The sequence below is a fragment of the Rhizobium sp. BK491 genome, assembly GCF_014194925.1.
In the GTDB taxonomy this organism is placed as follows: Bacteria; Pseudomonadota; Alphaproteobacteria; order Rhizobiales; family Rhizobiaceae; genus Rhizobium.
Map to the genome: position 1 here is coordinate 602,899 of NZ_JACIAR010000004.1, position 19,161 is coordinate 622,059.

At 59.8% G+C, this 19,161-nt stretch carries 12 protein-coding genes; 6 read left to right on the forward strand and 6 right to left on the reverse strand.

Annotated elements, in window-relative coordinates; translation table 11 throughout:
* Positions 1–10: 10 nt before the first annotated feature.
* Positions 11–3,988: a non-ribosomal peptide synthetase gene (locus FHX05_RS21130; protein ID WP_183874277.1), complete on the reverse strand. Its 3,978-nt coding sequence runs from the start codon at positions 3,986–3,988 to the stop codon at positions 11–13.
* A 326-nt stretch (positions 3,989–4,314) separates the two neighbouring features.
* Between FHX05_RS21130 and FHX05_RS21135 the strand changes: the two genes are divergently transcribed.
* From FHX05_RS21135 to FHX05_RS21160, 6 genes are all read left to right on the forward strand, one after another.
* Positions 4,315–5,466, forward strand: coding sequence for a GNAT family N-acetyltransferase (locus tag FHX05_RS21135; protein ID WP_183874279.1), 1,152 nt, complete (start codon positions 4,315–4,317; stop codon positions 5,464–5,466).
* Entirely contained in the window at positions 5,466–6,854 is a 1,389-nt protein-coding gene (locus FHX05_RS21140) for an MATE family efflux transporter (protein ID WP_183874281.1), read from the forward strand. Before FHX05_RS21135 ends, FHX05_RS21140 begins: the two co-directional genes overlap by 1 nt.
* Positions 6,851–8,032 (forward strand): PLP-dependent transferase, encoded by a 1,182-nt coding sequence (locus FHX05_RS21145; RefSeq protein ID WP_183715971.1) that lies wholly within the window; start codon positions 6,851–6,853, stop codon positions 8,030–8,032. The genes FHX05_RS21140 and FHX05_RS21145 overlap by 4 nt, the downstream gene beginning before the upstream one ends.
* A 107-nt stretch (positions 8,033–8,139) precedes the next feature.
* Positions 8,140–9,384 carry a diaminopimelate decarboxylase gene (gene lysA / locus FHX05_RS21150; protein ID WP_183874283.1) on the forward strand — a complete coding sequence of 415 codons (1,245 nt, stop codon included), beginning with the start codon at positions 8,140–8,142 and terminating at the stop codon, positions 9,382–9,384.
* Between the two features lie 155 nt (positions 9,385–9,539).
* A complete protein-coding gene (locus FHX05_RS21155; RefSeq protein ID WP_183874285.1) occupies positions 9,540–10,961 on the forward strand; it encodes a cytochrome P450 in 1,422 nt (473 codons plus the stop codon).
* Positions 10,958–11,956 (forward strand): lipid A biosynthesis lauroyl acyltransferase, encoded by a 999-nt coding sequence (locus FHX05_RS21160; RefSeq protein WP_246699028.1) that lies wholly within the window; start codon positions 10,958–10,960, stop codon positions 11,954–11,956. The genes FHX05_RS21155 and FHX05_RS21160 overlap by 4 nt, the downstream gene beginning before the upstream one ends.
* Positions 11,957–12,287: 331 nt before the next feature.
* Here FHX05_RS21160 and FHX05_RS21165 read toward each other — a convergent pair whose 3' ends face one another.
* The 5 genes from FHX05_RS21165 to FHX05_RS21185 all read right to left on the reverse strand — a co-directional run bounded on the left by FHX05_RS21165 (position 12,288) and on the right by FHX05_RS21185 (position 19,078).
* A complete protein-coding gene (locus FHX05_RS21165; RefSeq protein ID WP_183874287.1) occupies positions 12,288–13,406 on the reverse strand; it encodes a mannitol dehydrogenase family protein in 1,119 nt (372 codons plus the stop codon).
* Between the two features lie 321 nt (positions 13,407–13,727).
* On the reverse strand, positions 13,728–15,470 hold the full coding sequence (locus tag FHX05_RS21170) for a glycerol-3-phosphate dehydrogenase/oxidase (protein ID WP_183874289.1): 1,743 nt from the start codon (positions 15,468–15,470) through the stop codon (positions 13,728–13,730).
* Between the two features lie 60 nt (positions 15,471–15,530).
* Positions 15,531–17,060: an FGGY-family carbohydrate kinase gene (locus tag FHX05_RS21175; RefSeq protein ID WP_183874291.1), complete on the reverse strand. Its 1,530-nt coding sequence runs from the start codon at positions 17,058–17,060 to the stop codon at positions 15,531–15,533.
* Positions 17,061–17,118: 58 nt separating this feature from the next.
* A complete protein-coding gene (locus FHX05_RS21180) occupies positions 17,119–17,955 on the reverse strand; it encodes a DeoR/GlpR family DNA-binding transcription regulator (protein ID WP_112610574.1) in 837 nt (278 codons plus the stop codon).
* Between the two features lie 175 nt (positions 17,956–18,130).
* Positions 18,131–19,078, reverse strand: coding sequence for a D-ribose ABC transporter substrate-binding protein (locus tag FHX05_RS21185; protein WP_183874293.1), 948 nt, complete (start codon positions 19,076–19,078; stop codon positions 18,131–18,133).
* Positions 19,079–19,161 lie beyond the last annotated feature (83 nt).

Sequence of the window (19,161 nt, forward strand, 5' to 3'; positions counted from 1 at the left end):
GAAGAGTGGGTTACTTGACGGCGTCTTTGGACAGCGGCGCCGGCGCAAAAGCATGGTCGAGCCGCCGGGCGAAACGCTGATGGAATGGCGTCTTGCCGATGATCGTCAGATGGTTGGTGCCGGTGACGATCTCCGATGCCGTGGCATTCGCCGAATAGCGCCGCCAGTCGATGACGTTGAGGGCACGCGTGAGAGAATCCTCGGCCGCGAAGGCATGGATGCGGAAATCAGATTGCTCCAGGCGGTAGTTGCGGAAGATCATCGCATTGTCGATGAGGATCCAGAACGTATGCTCTTCCGAGCCGATATCGGGACCATCCGTCGGCAGTTTGACATTATGCTTGACGACATGGTGGAGGAACTGTTCGTAAACCTCCTCGTTCATGGCGGCGAAAAGTCTCTTCCAGTCCTCGCGCATCGGTGTGGTCGCAAGCCAGCTCTGCACGGCAGCATGGGTGCGATCGCGGACGCCTGCTTCGAAGCGCGGCATGATGCCGACGGTGAACTCCTCGTCCATATCGCAGACATCGACCATGCCGATCATACGCAGATCGATGTCGTTGCCGAGCTGCCGGGCGGCCTCATAGGCGAGCAGTCCGCCCCACGACCAGCCGAGGAAGGCGCAGGGCCGACCCTTGGCTTGTCTGCGCACGGCTTCGGCGTAACGCGCGGTAATGTCTTCGACGCGGGTACTCAGCGTCTTGGTTTCCGTCAGCGAATAGCAGATGAAGCCGGTCGCTGGCTGTTCCGGGCCGAGATAGTCGACAAGCCGCATATATTCGCGCGTGCTGACGAGCAGGCCCGGGAAGCAATAGAGCACCGGCCGGTCACCATTGCGGCGAAGGTAGACGACGTCGACGCCAGTTTCATCGCGGCTGCCGTCGACCGCTAGTGCCAGATCGCGCACGGTAGGGTGATTGAACATATCGGCGATCGTCAGCGGCCATTCGGGATGGCGCATCTTCAGGCGCGAGACGATGCGCACGGCCATCAGAGACTGTCCGCCAATATCGAAGAAATTCTCCGTGACGCCGATATCACCGATGTCGAGGATATCCTTCCAGACATCCAGGATCGCTTTTTCCTTGTCGTTGGCAGGTAACGCCATTTCGCGTTCGATGCGCGGTGCGGGCAGGGCCGCGCGGTCCAGCTTACTGTTCGGCCCCATCGGCAACTCGTCGATCAGCATGATGGTCTGTGGCACCATGTAATCGGGCAGGGCCGTCATGGCGGCGCGGCGCAGCTCGGTCACGCTCAAGCTCTCGCCCTCGCGCGGCACAACATAGGCGACCAGAGAACTGCGGCCGCCGTCATTGTGCAACAGGATGACGGCCTCGGCGACACGTTGATCGGAGCGCAGCACGGCTTCGATTTCGCCCGGCTCGATGCGGAAGCCGCGTAATTTGATCTGGTGATCGACGCGACCGGCGAATTCGACGATGCCGTCTTCGCGCCACCGGCCGAGATCGCCGGACTTGTACAGTCGTCCGCCAGGTGTAAAGGGATCCGGGATGAAACGATCGGCCATCAGCTCCGGCTGGCCGAGATAGCCGCGTGCCAGGCCGCTGCCGCCGATGTAGATTTCGCCGATCACGCCGACCGGAACCGGTGCAAGGTCGGCATCGAGCACATAGATGCGCCGATCGCCCACGCCGCGCCCGATCGGCGCGACCGTTCCCTCGAAGCGGGTGCCAGCCGGAATCTTCCAGATCATCGGCGTCATGATCGTTTCGGTCGGGCCGTAGCCGTTGATCAGCAGCTGCGCCTTCAGGTTCTCGGTAATCATGTCGAACACCGCCTGCGACAGTGCCTCGCCGCCGAAGGAATAGAGCCGCAGCCGCGGAATTTCGCTGTTCTCTCCGGCATATTCGGCCAGCCCCCGGACATAGCTGGTGGGCAGGCTGGCATTGTTGACGCCGTGTCGCTTCATGGCCGCGAAGGCATCTTCCGGTGTGGCCAGCTTGTCCTGCGTCAGCACCACGCCGCCGCCTGCCATCAGCGGCACCATCCAGCGCTCATGGCCGCCATCCGAGGTGAACGGCAGTACCGGATATTCGCAGGACTCCTCGCTCATCTCATAGATACGCAAAGTAGCCTTGCAATGGTGCGCGAGTGGTCCGTGCTCGACCGCCACTCCCTTCGGGACGCCTGTCGAGCCTGACGTGTAGATCACATAGGCAAGTTGCTGCGGGGCAATGGTCGTTGCTGGCGCGCCGACGCTCTCCGCGGATAGATCGATGGCATCGAGATTGAGATAGGGTGTCGCGATGTCGCTCGGCAGGTGGGCGATGTGCTTTGCGCGGGAGATGACGAGAGAGAGGCCTGGGGCCGTCAGGATGTGACGATTGCGCGCTTCAGGATGATCCGGCTCTACCGGCGTGAATGCGCCGCCAGCCTTCAGCACAGCAAGAATGGCGATGATCGCGTCGATAGACTTTTCAAGGGCGATGGCAACGCGCTTTTCCGGGCCGATCCCCATCGCGATCAACCGATGAGCCAGCCGGTTGGCGGCAGCTTCGAGTTCGCCATGTGTCACGGATTTCTCACCCTGTGCGACGGCAAACGCATTCGGCCGCCGTCTCGCCTGTGCGGAGATGACCTCGTGGATCGGCGTGCCGTCGTCCGGCTCCGGGGCATCCGGATAGGGTGCTGAAAGCCTGTCCAGCTCTTCCGGTGACACGAAGGGAATATGTTTGACCTGAAGGCCGGGGTTGGCCTGTAATTGCGCAAGTGCCAAGGTAAGATCGTCGGCGAAGCGTATGATTTGTTTTCGATCATGCTTCTGCGGGTCGAAGCCGATGCCGATACGCAATTTGCCGACGGAGGCCGGGGAAACGGTAACGACCAGATCGGCATCGCGACGTGCCGGCGGTTCGATGGGGCTGCGCAGCGTGACCTCGTTCGAGGTTGCTTGCAGGAGACGCGGGGGTGGACGCACATCGAGGAGCGTCTTGACGAGGCCGGTGGTGTCGAAGGATTCGTCCCGTCTTATCAACGCATCGGCAAGGGCCTCGAAGGGCAGGGATTGCCTGATAGCCATATCGATTTCCTTGACGAACGCATTGCGAACGTCCTTGAGCATCATAGTGCCATCGAGTTCCGGCGTCAGGATCAACACGTCCTCGCAGCGGGCGGCGACTTTCTGCCTTTCCGGACGCGTGACCAGGCCGATCCTTTGAGTGCCGTATCCGGTATGGCGTCGCAGGGCGATCCCGAGGGCGGCAAGCATGTCGCCGGAGGTGTCGGCGGACGATTGTACCGGCACTTCAAGCATATGCTCGAACCAGACCTCGTCGACCATGTTTTTTCCCGCCGATGTTTGCGGCGGGAGTGACGCAATGTTCTCCTGAGCCGTCAGCCGCCGGAACCAGAAGTCGACCAGTTCCGGCGCCGCATGGCGCGGTGCGCCATTGGCAATCATCCACGAAGCGGCGTCGGGCAGTACGGTCTCTGCGATATCCGCCGGGTCATGACCGTCGATGTTATGAAGGAAATCCGCCGCAAGCAGATCGAGCGCCGCAGCGTCGGCAAGGATGGCGTGGAGGGAGAATAGGACGCCCACCGCCCGCGCTTCTTGCGTCAGGAGGATGAAGCGGGCCGGATTGCCATCGGTAAGGTCGATCTGGCGGGCCTGTTCCGCCGCGGCAGCCGTAGTCAGCGCGTTGTCCAGGTTTTCGCTTGCAGTCAACTTCGTCTCGATGATCTCGACGAAGCGGTCGTTCCCCAGGATCTGCTGGACGGCGCCGCCCGCCCTCGCCTCGAATTCCGAGGTGATGAGGGGATGTTGCCGAGAGAGTTTTGATAGGCCCTCGCGCGCAAGGTCAGAAGAGATCGGGGGGAAGACGATCGCGAGTATTTGTCGCCCGTAGACGACTTCGTTACCAGTCTCAGACAGGAGCCAGATACGTGACTGTGTCGGCGATAGGGAGCATTTGGCGAGATAATCCGTATCGTTTGCTGCCTTGGCGTTGCGATCGTGGACAGTCATTTCTTCGCCGCTCTCCTTAATTGTATTGAAATACATATCAAATAGATCGAAATACAATAATGTATACCTCTCAATATTTGTGAAAGATATTAAGTTCAATCGATCGATATCTATGTCTTATGGCGCCGATAAACTCGGACGTTCCGAAAATTACGTCGACGTAGCTCCATAACGAATGAGGTTTTGGAAAATTCAGATGATTTTCGAAAAATATTTTTTGGAAAATATTTTGAATTTTTGCTGACGTCGTTCGTCACCGCAGAATTAGCGCTGTGTTTAGCCTGCAGATATCAACCGGCGTGGTTCTGAAGATATGGAGATGAAAGATGGATGCTTCGCTGGCGATCAGGAGCGATAGAACGGCGGAGAAATCCTTTGATCTGCGCCTTCCGGCTTCGGGCTTTGAGAGCAGCGCGCTTGCCTACGGCCAGCCGCTCATCATATCGGCAGGGCATGCACCGGGGAGTTTTCGCGTCGAGCATCACGGAGTGAAGGTGGCCTCAGGCCATCTATCGGGGCCGGCCACCAATCTCGTGGTCTTCGATACAATTTCCACCGCGGTCCCTCCGCTTTCTGGCGAGGATATCGTCAACGCCGTGTCGGAAGCCGTTCTGGCATGCAATCCACAGCTGGACTGCTTCCAGATCGAGCTCGCAGATGGCGACCTCGTAAGGCGCCTGATGGAAGCGGGTGCCATCGAGCGGCGCAGCGATCGCCTGATCGTGCGCCCGGAATCCTTCTTCCAGCAGCCAAGATCCTGGCTTGGAAGCGTGCCAAGCAGCTATCCGGAAGTGTCGACACTGACGAATGGCGCCGTTCACCCGCAGCGGCCGCCGAAGCCCGCCGGCCGTGTCTACAGCCGCTTCATTCCCTGGCTGAATACCCAGCTTGGCTTCCATGTCGCCGATATCGAGGCCGATCTTCCCCATTTCCATCGCTGGATGAACGATCCGAGGGTCGCCGCCATATGGGAAGACAGCGGCGATCTTTCCTATCACCGCGATTTCATCGCAGGCCGCCTTGCCGATCCGCGCACCCTGCCGCTGATCGGGACCTTCGGCGGTGTGCCGTTCGGCTATTTCGAGCTCTATTGGGCGAAGGAAGACAGGATCGGACCGCATTACGACGCCGACGGCTATGACCGAGGTTGGCATGTGGCGATCGGCGAGGATGATTTCCGCGGGAAAGCCTTCGTCAGCGCCTGGCTTCCGTCGCTTATGCACTACATGTTCCTGTCCGATCCGCGCACGCGACGTATCGTCGGTGAGCCGATCCATCATCACACCCAGCAGATCCGCAATCTCGACCGTTCCGGCTTCGCCAAGGTCAAGCATATTCAGTTCCCGCACAAGAAGGCGCTGCTGGTCGTGCTCCTGCGCGAGCGCTTCTTCATGGATCGGCTGCTGTTGCCGGATCTCACCGGCTTGTCCACAGAGGATGGGCAGCCTGTGCTTGGCTCGCTGGCGCGAGGCGCCTGATGAAAACAGCCGTCGATATGAACGATCCGCGCGTCAAGCGGCTCGTTCTGGCGGTCGCGCTTCCGGCCGTGGCGGGACTTGCCGCCAGTGCCGGCCATCATGCGATCAACGCGATCTTTCTGGGGGCGCTCGGCCCGGACATGCTGGCAGGCATCAGTCTGGTCATGCCGCTGTTTCTGCTTGTCGCGGCGGCCGGTCAGGGGCTGGGTATCGGGCTTGCGACGCTGCTTGCGCGCCACCTTGGCGAAGGGGATCTCAAAGCCGCGGCGTCGGTCGCCACGACAGCGCTCGCGGCGACGATCCCGCTCGGTATTTTCTTGTCGATCCTGATCTATCTCGGCCTGCCGGATTTTGTCGGCGCACTCGGCGCCAGCGACAATCTCCTCGCTCCTGGGCTCGATTATGGGCGGCTGCTTGCTTTCGGTATGACACTCGGGCTTTTGCAGGCTATCTGCGATTTCATAGCGATCGCCGAGGGCAATTCACGCTTCTCGATGATCGTGCTGATCGCGAGCTTCGCCTTGAACGCGGTTCTCGACCCCGTCTTCATCTTTGTCTTCAAGCTCGGCGCGTCCGGCGCGGCACTGGCGACCATTGTTTCATCCATTGCGGCCCTTGCATGCTATGCCGTCTACTTCCTGCGCCGATGGGGAACGGTGAGCGTGACCGGCGGGGCGATTTGCTGGCAACTGCTTTGGCCGATCGCGCGGATCGGCCTTCCCGCTGCCGCAACAAGCATCGTCACGGGCCTCGGCTTTCTGGTCCTGATACGGGAGGCCGCGGTCCATGGCGGCGATAAAGGTGTCGCGGCAACGGCGATTGCGATCCGGCTGATGACTCTGGGACAGCTTCCGCTGTTCGGCTTTTGCCTCGGTGCCCAGAGTGTCGTCAGTCACGCCTTTGGCGCGGGCGATGCTGAGCGGCTCAAAGCCGTCATCCGGTTCATGCTGGCTGTGACGATACCGGTCGCATTACTCTATTCCATCTTGCTGTTCTTGGCTGCCGAGCCGATCGCACGCCTGTTCACGGATAGCCAGGACGTCGTGGATGAGGCAGTCGCCTGGCTGCGGTCCCTCTTTCCGATCTTTCCGCTTGCGGCTTTTCAATCCGTGCTGCTCGTCATGCTGCAATCGCGGGGCAGGGCGGGTCTGTCCGCCGTCGTCGGGCTTGCGCCGCAGGGCTATTTGCTGATCCCGCTTCTGCTCGTGCTACCGCTTTGGATGGGCTTTGCCGGGATCTCTGCTGCTGCCGTTGTCGCTGCCATTCTTGCTGCCATCCTCGGCGGCTTTGTCGGGTGGCGGGAATGGCTCGCCATTCTGCCGACCGGCGCACCGGGCCGTTTGTCGGCCAATCGACACTTCACTCCTGACCCAAGAGGAACGCCATGAACGAGACGCCGAGATTCGATGCCTACCGCCACGCCATTCCCGATACGCTGATGACGCCGCGCGACGATCCGTTCGATGCAGCCGTGCCGCCGATCTATCAGACATCCCTCTTCCTGTTCGATAGCTACAAGGAGCTGGAGGACGTCTTCGCCGGCCGTTCGAAGAAGCCGATCTATTCGCGCGGCGACAATCCGACCGTGCGGCTTCTGGAGCGCAAGATCGCCGAGATGGAAGGCGCGGAAGAGGCACGCGCCTTTTCGAGCGGCATGGGCGCGATTGCTGCTGCGGTTCTCGCCTTCGTCGGACCCGGCGACCGTATCGTCACCGTGCGGCACGTCTATAGCGATGCCTTCCGCTTCTTCGAAAAAGTCCTGAAGCGCTTCGGCGTCGTCGTCGACTATATCGATGGCACCGATACGGGGGCTATGCTTGCTGCACTTCCGGGTGCCAAGCTCGCCTATCTCGAAAACCCGACCTCGATGGTCTTCGAATTGCAGGATCTGACTGCGATCGCCGAGGCCGCTCGCCGCCACGGCGTCGTGACAATGGTCGACAATTCCTGGGCAACACCGCTCTTTCAGAGGCCTCTCTCCGTCGGTATCGATATCGTCATCCACGCCGCCTCGAAATATCTCGGCGGACAGAGCGACACGGTGGCAGGTCTGGTCACTGGCTCGAAGGCGCATATCGACCGGATCAACAGCGAAATCTACCCATACACCGGAGCGAAGCTGGCGCCATTCGAGGCATGGCTCGTACTGCGTAATCTCGAGACACTGCCATTCCGCATGCGGCATCATCATGAAGCCGGGCTCGAAGTGGCGTCCTGGCTCGATGCTCATGCGGACGTGACCAATGTCATGCATCCGGCACTCGGCGATCATCCGGGAAAACGTACTTTCAGCGGCTTCGGTGGGCTGTTTTCCTTCGAGGTTTCGGACCGCATCGATGTGGCCGATTTCGTCGATGCGGTGCGCCTCATTCGTATTGGCGTCAGCTGGGGTGGACCGGAAAGCCTCGTGGTGCCGGCAAAGGCAGCTCTCAGCATTTCGCCGGAGACAAATGTCTTCGCGCGCTTCGGTGTCAGCGACCGAACGATCCGCCTGAACGTCGGACTGCACTCGGCCAAGGAGATCATTGCCGATCTCGAGCAGGCCCTTGTCGCCGCGAGGCGCTAGCCAGCTGCAGCACTCTTGTATTCAGAAAGGGGTGGAGTGACACGGTCGCTCCGCCCATATTATTATTCATTGTTGATCCATTCCCGCCCCGACCCGATCGAGACAAAATGACCCTCCATTCCAACGAAACGCTGAGCGCGCTTGCCGCCGAATATGGAACGCCGCTCTGGATCTATGATGCTGCCGCGATCCGCCGCCGCATCGCCCAACTCTCCGCCTTCGACGTTATCCGCTATGCGCAGAAGGCCTGTTCGAACATTCATATTCTGAAAGAAATGCGCAAAGCGGGCGTGCGGGTCGATGCTGTCTCGCTCGGCGAGATCGAGCGGGCGATGCGGGCAGGTTTTTCAGCCGACAATGCGTCGGGAGAAGCGGAGGTGGTCTTCACCGCCGACGTCTTCGATCGGCCGACGTTGGAACGCGTCATTGCCGACAAGATCGAGGTAAATATCGGCTCTATCGACATGCTGCATCAACTGGGTGTGCGCTCACCGGGCCATAGGGTTTGGCTGCGCATCAATCCCGGCTTCGGGCATGGCCATAGCAAAAAGACCAACACCGGCGGCGAAACCAGCAAGCATGGCATCTGGTTCGAGCAGTTGCAGGAGGCCGTGGCGCTGACGCGGCAATATTCGCTGAAGCTCGTCGGGTTGCACATGCATATCGGCTCCGGTGTCGATTATGGACATCTGCAGCGTGTCTGCGGTGCAATGATCGGATTCTGCCGCACGCTGGATGTCGATATCGAGGCCATCTCCGCCGGCGGCGGCCTGTCTGTGCCGTACAGGGAAGGTGAGGAGGAGATCGATCCTGCCCATTACTTTTCGCTCTGGGACAAGGCTCGGCGCGAGATCGAGACGCATGTCGGCCATCCGATCCGGCTGGAGATCGAGCCGGGTCGCTTCCTGACAGCGGATGCCGGCGTATTGCTGGCAGAAGTGAGGGCGGTCAAGATGATGGGCCGCAACCGCTTCGTGCTTGTCGATGCCGGCTTCAGCGATCTCGCCCGGCCGGCGATGTATGGCAGCTACCATCACATCACGGTCATTCCGGGCACGGCGCCTCGCAGTGCTGCCGGAACAATCTTCCCCACCGTTGTCGCAGGTCCGCTCTGCGAATCGGGCGATGTCTTCACGCAGACCGACAACGGCACGGTGGAAACCCGCGATCTGCCCGAAGCCCATGTCGGCGACTATCTCGTGTTTCATGGCGCGGGCGCTTATGGCGCAACGATGTCATCGAACTACAACAGCCGTCTCTATGCGCCAGAAGTGCTGATCGACGGCGAGACGCATCGATTGATCCGCAGGCGACAAACGCTGGATGAATTGCTTATGTTGGAAAGCATTTAAGCGCAGCCGATTTCCAGGTGAAAGACAGGCCTTAACTTCGGCCAAGCAGGGGCTTTTCCGCGGTTGCGAAATGAATATAGTGGCCACGTCCGTGTGTCGTGTCCGACTGCCCTCTTATCATCTCCGGCCGCAAGGCGTGAAAGTTCTGCACCGCTATGCTGGCCTGGCTTGATCAGAAAACCGAAATCGTCGAACACGCCGACCAATCCTCGCGCTATTTCGAGCCGGCTCACGCAGCTTATTATAGCGGAAAGCCGGGCCAGCCGTTGAAGCTGATGCTGCAGGCGCGCAGCGATTTCCTGTCGATCTGGCGCCGCGCCGATTATCGCGAGCATGTGGCGGAGTTCAAGCTTCTGGGCCGCCAGCTCATCATTGTCAATTCGCCTGAAGCCATCCGCTATGTGGTGGCCAAACGCCATGAGAATTTCGAGCGCAAGACACCGCAGATGCGTCGCGCGCTGGAATATCTTTTGGGCGATGGTTTATTCATATCCGATAAGGAAACCTGGAAACAGCGCCGGCCGCTGGTCTCCGACATCGTGCATAAAAACCGCGTGCCGGCCTTCGGCGCGATCATGCAGAGCACGGCAAGCGAGCTTGCCGACCGCTGGCAGAGCCTGGGTGAAGGGGCGGAAGTCAACGCCCTGTTCGAGATGGCTGGGCTGACGGCGGAGATCATTTCCCGCAGTGTCTTCGGCAATGACCTCGGCGAGGAAAGCGCCAATGCGGTGACCGAAGGGTTTGCGAGCTACCAGTCGCTGGTCGATTCCGTCAATTTCGGCTATTTTCTCGGTTTCGATGAAGGTTTGCCCATCATCAAGACGCCAAGCTTGAGCCGGTCGGTGAGGCGCATTCACCGGATTATCGATCAGGTGATCGAAGATCATCTGGCCGGCAAGGGTGATAACAGTTCCATGGTCGAACTGCTGATCCGTCGTCAGCAGCGCAACCCCGAGCTGAAACTCGACGTGGTGGCGCTTCGCAACGAGGCTGCCACAATCTTCATGGCCGGCCACGAAACGACCGCGGCAACGCTGACCTGGGCCTGGTACCTCTTGGCAGGTGCGCCCTGGGTGGAAGAGGCAGTTCATGCGGAAATCGACGCCGTCTGCGGCGATCGGGTTCCCTCGATCGATGATGTCGCGAAGCTAGACTGGTGCCGTGCGGTCATCGAAGAGACGCTGCGCCTCTATCCTCCCGTGCCGATCCTGGCACGCCAGGCGGCTGAGGCCGACCAGATCGGCGACGTGAAGGTACGCAAGGCCGCATTGGTGCTGATCGTGCCCTGGATCTTGCATCGCACGGATTCGCTCTTTCCCGAGCCGCATCGCTTTCACCCTGAGCGCTTCCTCGGCGAGACACGGCCGACGCCCTACAGCTATATTCCCTTCGCCGCCGGCCCGCGCGTATGCCCCGGTCTGCAATTTGGCCTTACCGAGGCGATCCTTTGCCTGGCGATCCTGGCCCAGCGTTTTCGTGTCCGGATCAGGCATGGACACAAAGTTCAGCCACAATGCCGTCTGACGCTGCGTCCGCGCGAGGGCATGCCCGTGACATTGCATCGGCGTAAGGGATGACGGCTGGGGACGAGGGCGACGAAAGAGTTGTCGCGTCAAAGCGCAAGGCGTGGACCTATGAGCCTGCCAAGGCCCCGCCCTTGGCCGATTTCGCAGCTGGCGGTAATCGCCGCAAGGCATTTCTGCGCTACTGGATCTTCGAGAATATCGACAATGCCGTCGATCTCTTCCTCTATTTTTCCTTCATGCTCTTGCCGGCCAGCGTCTGCTCGGATCTCGGCGGCTGGCTTGGGCGTCTGCTTGCTCCCCGCTTTCATAAAGCGGCTTACGCGCGAGCGGCAGCCAATCTCAAGACGATAAGGCCCGAACTTACGGATATCGAGCTCCAGCGGCTTCTCGATGCCTATGCCGATTCTCAAGGGCGGCAGATGGCGGAATATTCTGTCGTGCCGAGACTGGCACGGCGGCACATCCGCATGATTGGCACCGAAGGGTTGGTAGAGCGTTGCAGCCAAGGCCCGGTGATCTTCATTGCGCCGCATATCAGCAACTGGGAAGTGCTCTGGCATTGTCTTCTCGACATGGGGCTGGACGTTACCATGAATTACGACCCGCCCAAACGCCGCTCACGCCACTATATCGTCAACCGCTTGCGCAAGGGAGCGGGCCTCGGAATCCTGAAACCTGGCCGCAGCTTCGTCCGCCCGGCTCTGAGAATCCTGGAAAACGGCGGCAATCTGCTGATGTTCTGTGATGAGGGATTTAACGGACGTATCCGAGCGCCATTCTTGGGCAGGCCTGTGCACCTTGAGGGCAATTACGCGCTCATTGCGCGAATGGCGAGGAAGACAAATGCGCTGATCTATCCGATTTATATTGTTCGGGAAAAGGGGGCGCGATTTGCGCTGACGGCGTTGAAGCCTTTCATGCTGCCCGAAAAATTCGGCGTTGAGGAACACCTTGTTCAGGACGTCGCGCAATTGAATGTCGTGATAGAACCGGTAGTGCGCTCGCATCCAGAGCAATGGTATTTTGTCGATAATCGACTGCAGTGACAATCGAGATTCAATTTGAGTATTTCGTAATTTGAATATCGCACCACTTTGGTCACCTTGCGAATCTTACGCATTATCTGTGACCTCAGGTTGCGTGATTTGATTTGAGGAGATAGAAGCCTATCAGCTATAAGGCCAGGCATAGATGCGATTTCTCAGGGCTCAAATCGCCCTTGAGCTAAGATCTTTTAGCCGCTACCTCCGGTTTTTACCAGGCGTGATGGCAATCTACGGTACGCTGTCGAGGGATAATGCGCCGCTCAATGAGCTCAATCGCTATGAACTGAACGGCCCCCATTCGGCCAGCAAGGCGGCAGGCCTCACATTCGGTTCAAATATAGTGCGCCGCAATCTGTCGCAGCGTGCCCATGTCCGAGGTGCTGCCCGCCTTATCCGCCCAATCCAGGAAGGCGCGGATGCGGCGGGCGACCTTTTCGGGGTGATGCTGGCTGATGTCCGCGATTCGGTGATCGAGGAAGGGATTGAGGAAGCGATCGAGTGTCGTTGCGACATAGGCTTTTGCCTCGTCGCCCATATCGTTTGCGGCAAAGCCGGGCAGCACTTCGCTTTCATAGAGGGTGTCTAGCCTGGTCCGTATATCTTTGTCGGCCAGGATGGCACGCACGGTTTCATCCGCCGGCCGGCCTTCGCGCTGCCAGATTTCGGCAAGAAACGTGTGGCCGAGATTGAGGATATGCAGTTTCAGGCGTTCATAGGGTGCGAGATCGTCCGTCAGTACGATGCTTGGATGTTGGCATGGCGCTCGCACGCCGGGCGCGCGCTTGATCGCCCATAGGGCATAAGGTTCGGCAACAGCACCGATGGGCTCAATCGGCTCGGAAACAATGCGATCGACCAGGGTTTCGGCGAAGGCGACGTGGCCGTCGAGCCAGTCATAAAAACCAGCCGCCACATTGTTGAGCCTGGCACAATCGACGACCGCCTGCTTCAGAACATGGCCATTGCCCGTTATCAGTTCGCAGGGAAGGATGATCAGGGGGCGGGCGGAGGCCTGCCAGCGTTGGACGAGGAGGGCGGCAAGTTTTGCGGGGAAAGATCGAGGAACATCGCCATATAAACCGAAACGATCATCCTCCGGCCAGGTCTGGTAACCGGTGTCGCCGGTGTTGGAGACGACGAATTCGGCCTCCTCGACAAAGAGTTTAGACAGCTCCCTCCAATGCTCGGTTGCGGAAAGGCCGCGATCGACGCTGGTGACCTGAATGGTGCGATTGAGTGGCTGGCCATCCGACATGCCGCGGATGATGACCGGATAGCCCTGCGGATTGCCGAAGGCGGCGACACGTCCGCTGCGGCTGCTGGCGCCTGAGACCTGAACGACGGCGATCGGACCGACATCCTGGCCGGATTGCTGTGCTTCGTGCACAAACAACGCCGCGTGCGCCTGCAGGAACCGGCTGGTGCCAAATTGGATGATCCGTGAGCTCAAGCCGATATCCTCATATATGAATGCTGTTGGTAGACCATGTGTGGGGATGCGGAGATCCACGTATTTATCAGTGATTGTTTTTTATCAATAGAAAACATTGAAGTCGCCGGCCGTCAAATGTTTTCTATGGCGATAACAGAGCATTTCCCTCAGCGGGTTTGCTGTAGCGGCCTGATCGAGGCCAGTGTGGCTGCACTCGGAGCTCCGGAAGAATGCTCGGGCAGTTCGAGTGGTAGGCTGTGTTTCACGCATTCAGCCATAGAACTCGCGCGCCACAAGGCCGGTTTACCTGATCCGTTATTTTCTTGGGGTCGAGGATGATCAGCGCGCCGCAGGACCTGCTGCCCGACGCATGTTTTCTTCGGTCAGCGTCTGGCCGTGGAATTTCGACAGCGCCATGACGACGTCATCGATTTCTTGGTTAAGCCGCTGGGCGTCCCATTGCAGGGCCGCTGCGGCGATGGCGCCGATTTCGCGCAGGCCTTGGATCGTCAGCAGGCCTTCGATCGCCATGGTCGTGCGGCGGAAGACGATGTCGGAGAGATGCACGACCATCTCCTGGCGCGCGATCCAGTCGATCTCCAGCGCGCTATGACGTGGGGCGCCGCTTATGCGTTGACTGTCACTGTAGTCGCAACGGTGGGCAAGAATTTCCGCGGCGGTCGTGCCGTATCGGCCAAGCAGCTCATCCACTCTATCTGCCTCGACACCAGTCTTTGCCGCAACAGACCTGATCCAATTCGCCCGCTCATTGGAGGTGATCGGGAAATCCCGTCCGCCGCCGATCGCAAGGTGCTCGGTCGATGTTCTGCGTCTGCGTTGGAGGCGTGCGAGCACGGTATCGGAGACTTCCTCAGCAAAGCCGCGGAACGTGGTCCACTTGCCGCCAACAAGCGAGATGATCGGGAATGGCCGTCCGGCCTGCGGTTCAAAGACGGGTGCGGAGTGATCGCGGCTGATCAGGCCGGGCGAGGAGGCATCCGAGGCGGGCAGGGGCCTAATACCGCTATAGCTATAGGTTACCTGATTGCGGTCGAAGCGCAGGCTCGGCAGCAGCGACCTGACGCTATCGAGGAAATAGTCGATTTCCGGCTCTTCGCAGCGAACATTGTCTGGATCGTCGCAAGGGATATCGGTTGATCCGACGAGTGCCTGGCCGAGATAGCCATAGACAAGGCAGATGCGGCCGTCATCGGCTTCGAAATAGATCATATGGCCGTTCAGGCTGCGCACCAGTTCCGGATGATCGAGCAGGATATGCGATCCCTTGGTGCCGCCGATCAGATGGGCGGGTGCTCCAAGAGCGGCGTTGACATGATCGATCCATGGGCCGGCAGCATTGATGACGAGCTTCGGCTTGACCGAAAAGGCATAGCCATCCGCGCGCTGGAAGGTCAGCAGGCCGTCGGCTGATGAAACCAGTCTCGTTGCATTTGCGGCAAGCGAGCCCTTGTTCGCCTCCAGCCCGTCCTTGACCAGTTCATAGACCAACCGTTCCGGCCGGCTGATCTTGGCATCGTAATAGATGCCGCCGGCGACGATCTCCGGCGTCACATGCGGCATTTCCTTCAGCGCGCGGCGCTTCAAAAGGAACCGGTGGCGCGGCATGACACGGTTGCGCGAACCGAAGAAATCGTAAAGCGCGAGCCCGATCTTGATAAGCAAGGCGCCGCGGCTGCGTGGGGCGGTGGTCGAGCCCGTCAGCGTGCGAAGGGCGGCCCAAATCCCGCGTGTCCAGGAGAAGATCGGCACGAAGGTCGGTAGTGCTTCGACGCAATGCGGCGCGTTCTTGAGCAGCAGATTCCGCTCGAGCGCCGACTGCGCGACGAGCCGGAACTCGCCGGTTTCGAGATATTTGAGCCCGCCATGGATCAGCCGCGATGGCGCGGCACTCGTTCCCGAGCCGAAATCGGATTTATCGACGATCAGGCAGTTGACGCCCTGCAGCGAGAGATCGCGGAAGAGGCCGGCACCATTGACGCCGGCGCCGAGAATGACGACATCGACATCTCCGTCTTGAAGTTGCGAGAAGCGTTGTTTCAGATCGGCGGCCATATCGGTCATAACATCATTGTCCTGGTGAACTGCCGCGATAGAGCCCGTCTTCGCGACGCAAGTGGCGGTCTAGCCTTGGGAGTGCTGGGTTGCGAGATTGCCGATCCGCGGCCAGAGCGGCGTCATTGCTTCGGCAATGTCGCGAAAGAGCTGATAGCGGATACGGTAGTCTGCGCTGCGGGCGGAATCCGGATGATAGGTTCTGGCGATCTTGCCGACATCGCGCGGGTCGCTCTGCGGGCTTGAATAGACGCCAATGCCGGCACCGGCGCAAAGGGCTGCCCCCCAGGCAGCGGCTTCATCGGTTTCCGTCACGGTAACGGGCATGGCGAGTACGTCGGCAAACATCTGCACGACGATCGGATTGCGCGAGACACCGCCCGCTAACCTTGCCTGATCGAAGGAAAAACCGGCACTTAGGGCATCGACGTGAATCTTGTGGTTGAAGGCGATGCCTTCCAGAACCGCGCGCAGCATGTCGCCGCGATCATGCCAGCCGCCAATCCCGAAGAAGCTGGCAGTGGCCTCGGCACCATAGGGCGAACCGAACAGATAGGGATGGAACAGCGCGCTCGACGGTCGATTGAACGCTGCCTCGATCTCGGGACCGAGCATGGTATGAATGGACGTGCCGGCAGCTTCGGCGCCGGCAACGTCGGTGGCGCAGAGCTTATCCAGGAACCATTCGTAATTGGCTGATGATGCCGGCGAGATCGACATGTTGTTCCATTGGCCAGGCGCAATGGCGTTGCGACAGAACCAGCGGTGATCAACGCTCGGTTTCGATGACAGCGTCTCGTTGATCGAATAGGTACCGGCGATGACGGCAACGACGCCGGAGGCATAACCGCCGGCGCCGAGGGCCGATGCGGTGACGTCATGCAGGCCGGCAACGACGGGCGTGCCTTCGGCAAGGCCGGTGCGCTTTGCGACGGCCTCGGTCACATATCCGACGATCTCATCCGATCGCGAGGCAGGCGGTAAGGCGTCGGTGATTTCATCGACACCAAAAAGCCTCAGCGCATCCGGCGCATAATCCTGGGTCGTGACATTGGTGAAGGATGTGCTGGCCTCGGTGCGGTCAGTGCCGACAACGCCGGTCAGGCAGAAGCGCAGCCAGTCCTTGCAACTCAGGACATGGCCGATCTCAGCAAAGCGCTCCGCTTCGTTGGCTTTGATCCAGGCAAGCAAGGCCGATGGCGCGGAAACATGCGGCAATTGCCCGGTCAGCTTCAAGGATTCATCGGCAATAGGGCTCTTCAGCCATTGTTCGACGATCGAGCCGGCGCGGCTGTCGAGCGAGAGAATGGCGCGTCCGAGCGGCTTCTTTGCCTTGTCGAGCAGATAGATGCCATCACCGTGAGCGGTTGCGGCAATCGCCTGGATGTCGCTTGTCGGGCGGTTGCTGAGCTTGATTGCCTCGGCAATGGCGTCGGCCGTCTGGCTCCAGAGTTCGTTCATGTCGCGCTCGACATGGCGGGCCTTCGGCATGAACTGCGTCACGCGACGGCGGGCAACGGCAAGCGGCGTTCCGTCGATGTCGAAGATGACGGCCTTGGTGACAGTCAAGCCGCTGTCAATTCCGAGCAGACTCGGCATTCTCATTGCTCCTGATCGCAAACGAAGAGGGTAAGCCCTGACGGCTTCAGTCTCCGGATCATTTCCAGTCGCCGCCGGCGACGACGACATTGATATTCTTGCTGCGCATGCGCTCCAGATGGTCGGCAGGCGTCTTGCCGTCGACGATGACGACATCGAATTCGCTCAAATGCGCAAAACTATGCAGAGCCCGGCGTTCGAACTTCGTGTGATCCATCAGCAGGACGCGCTTGGCGGCGCTTTCGAACATGGCGCGCTTGATATCGACGATCTCGGGCGACTGATGGAAAACCACGTCGTCGATGATGGCCGACATCGAGATAAAGGCGGCATCGGCCCGCAAGCGGTTGATCTCGTTGATCGTCATCCGCCCCATGAAGGCGTTGCACCAATTATAGTACTGCCCGCCGAGCGCCAGAAGCGTCACGTCATGCATATCCTTCAGCGCATTCATCAGCGTCAGCGAATTGGTGATCGCCGTCAGCGGAACCTTGGCCGGCAGCTGCGAGGCCATCTGCAGGACGGTGGTGGAATCGTCGAGGAAGATTGCCTGGCCAGGTTCGATGAATTGCATGGCAGCTGCGGCGATCGTCTTCTTTTCGGCAGCCTGCCGGTTGGCGCGATAGACGTCGCTCGATTCGATCAGGCTGGTGGCAGCGGCCGATACGATGCCACGTGTCTTGCGGAACAAGCCGCGGCTGACCAGTTCGTCGACATCGCGATGGGCCGTCATCAGGCTGATGCCGAAACGCTCGGTCAGATCCTCGATGCGCATGGAACCCTCCGCCATCACGGCCTCGGCTATCATCTGGCGCCTGGCGATCTGACGGGAATGGCGGCTGTCGCTTGGCAGCTCGTCCTGCAGGAATGCTACGGGGCTTGTCTTGTCTGTCACTTTGGCCTCTGACGCTGAGCCTTGCGGAGATCAGCTTACTGCAGCGAATATCGTGAAAAATATGAAAGAACAATTCGCTATCAGGATTTCTGCAAGTTCTGTCTGATGTTCAGCCAGGATGCCGCTCATCGCGGCCAAGGGATGGGGACGCCGGTGTGCGGCGTCCCCAATGTCATTACTGGGCGAGAACGAAGGGTGCCGTGTACTTGTCGACATTGTCCTTGGTGATCAGGATGCAATCGAAAAGCTGCTTTTCGCTCTTGGCACCGGTCTTGCCGGTCTTGATGAAGCTGTCGGCCTGCTTGACCGCTTCTTCGGAGAAGATAGCGACCGGCTGCAGGACGGTGTACTGAAGCTCACCGGCCTTGATGGCGGCGACAGCGTCCGGCGAACCGTCGAAGCCGCCGACCTTGACGCTGGCGAGCTTGCCGGCTTCCTTCAATGCAGCAATCGCGCCAAGCGCCATTTCGTCATTGCCGGAAATCACGCCGGTGATGTCGGGGTGCGCCTGCAGCATGGACTGCATCTTGTTGTGGCCCTGGGTGCGGTCCCAGTTGGCAACTTCCTTGGCAACCTTCTTCAAGTCGGGATATTGCGTCAGAACGGTTTCATAGCCGTTTGAGCGGGTGGCGGCATTGTTGTCGGAGGGCGAGCCGAAGAGTTCGGCATAATTGCCCTTGTCGCCAACGGCTTCGACCCACTGCTGAGCGCCGATCGCCGCACCCTGAGCATTGTTGGAGACGAGCTGAGCCTTGGCAAGGCCTTCCTGGTTGATTTCGGCATTGACGAGGAAGACTGGGATGCCGGCCGCAACGGCCTTCTTGACTGCACCGACCGAGCCGTCAGCATTGGCCGGATCGAGGATGATTGCGACCGACTTGTTGGTAATGGCCGTATCGATCAGGTTGCTTTCGGTGTTGGTATCGCCCTTGTGTGCGCCGACTGTTGCCGTGTAGCCGAGCTTTTCAGCGGTTGCCTTGGCGATATTGCCTTCCGTCAGCCAATAGGGGTTGGACGGATCGTTGACGATGACGGTGATCTGGCCGGCGGCCCAGGCGGCCCCGGTCAGAAGCGGTGCCACAGCAACTGCTGCCATGACGATGCGCAAGCCTTTTTTGAACATTAGTCTCTCTCCCTTTGATGAGCTCTGGTAATGCCGGCGAACCGGCGGTCCTTTCTCCGGCCGGTGTTTTCACCGACCAGTGA

Excerpts from the sequence above, each read along its gene's own strand:
- FHX05_RS21170 (WP_183874289.1), bottom strand. The coding sequence starts at position 15,470 with ATGACCGATATGGCCGCCGATCTGAAACAACGCTTCTCGCAACTTCAA.
- FHX05_RS21155 (WP_183874285.1), top strand. The coding sequence starts at position 9,540 with ATGCTGGCCTGGCTTGATCAGAAAACCGAAATCGTCGAACACGCCGAC.
- FHX05_RS21160 (WP_246699028.1), top strand. The coding sequence starts at position 10,958 with ATGACGGCTGGGGACGAGGGCGACGAAAGAGTTGTCGCGTCAAAGCGC.
- FHX05_RS21145 (WP_183715971.1), top strand. The coding sequence starts at position 6,851 with ATGAACGAGACGCCGAGATTCGATGCCTACCGCCACGCCATTCCCGAT.
- lysA (WP_183874283.1), top strand. The coding sequence starts at position 8,140 with ATGACCCTCCATTCCAACGAAACGCTGAGCGCGCTTGCCGCCGAATAT.
- FHX05_RS21175 (WP_183874291.1), bottom strand. The coding sequence starts at position 17,060 with ATGCCGAGTCTGCTCGGAATTGACAGCGGCTTGACTGTCACCAAGGCC.
- FHX05_RS21135 (WP_183874279.1), top strand. The coding sequence starts at position 4,315 with ATGGATGCTTCGCTGGCGATCAGGAGCGATAGAACGGCGGAGAAATCC.
- FHX05_RS21185 (WP_183874293.1), bottom strand. The coding sequence starts at position 19,078 with ATGTTCAAAAAAGGCTTGCGCATCGTCATGGCAGCAGTTGCTGTGGCA.
- FHX05_RS21140 (WP_183874281.1), top strand. The coding sequence starts at position 5,466 with ATGAAAACAGCCGTCGATATGAACGATCCGCGCGTCAAGCGGCTCGTT.
- FHX05_RS21130 (WP_183874277.1), bottom strand. The coding sequence starts at position 3,988 with ATGACTGTCCACGATCGCAACGCCAAGGCAGCAAACGATACGGATTAT.